This window comes from Streptosporangium carneum, from assembly GCF_027922005.1.
Lineage (GTDB): Bacteria > Actinomycetota > Actinomycetes > Streptosporangiales > Streptosporangiaceae > Streptosporangium > Streptosporangium carneum.
The window spans coordinates 1-545 of the sequence record NZ_BSEV01000144.1 but is presented as its reverse complement, the minus strand read 5'-3'; the positions used below and the strand labels follow the sequence as shown (position 1 = coordinate 545).

The window sequence follows — 545 nt, the reverse complement described above, 5'->3', positions numbered from 1 at the left end:
GGCGGTGATGACGTCACCGGCGTCGGTCGCGGCGCGGTACTCCATGCCGGTGCCGACCAGCGGCGACTCGCTCTTGAGCAGCGGCACCGACTGGCGCATCATGTTCGCGCCCATGAGCGCGCGGTTGGCGTCGTCGTGCTCCAGGAACGGGATCATCGCGGTGGCCACCGACACCATCTGGCGCGGCGACACGTCGATGTAGTCGACCTCCTCGGCACGGGCGAGCTCGGTCTCACCGCCCTTCGTGCGGACCAGGACACGAGCCTCGGCGAACGAGCCGTCGGGGTTGAACGCCGTGTTGGCCTGCGCCTTGACGTAGCGGTCCTCCTCGTCGGCGGTGAGATAGTCGATCTGGTCGATGATCCTGCCGTTGACGACCTTGCGGTACGGCGTCTCGACGAAGCCGAAGGCGTTGAGCCGGGCGAAACAGGCGAGGTAGCCGATCAGGCCGATGTTCGGGCCTTCGGGCGTCTCGATCGGGCACATGCGGCCGTAGTGCGACGGGTGGACGTCACGGACCTCGAAGCCGGCCCGCTCACGGGACA

The 545-nt window shown here is 68.1% G+C and carries 1 protein-coding gene; it reads right to left on the bottom strand.

Features of this window, described 5'->3' with window-relative positions; translation table 11 throughout:
* Positions 1–545: RNA polymerDNA-directed RNA polymerase subunit B (locus tag PKF00_RS44250; protein ID WP_498073068.1), on the bottom strand; the 545-nt coding region annotated here is incomplete at both ends.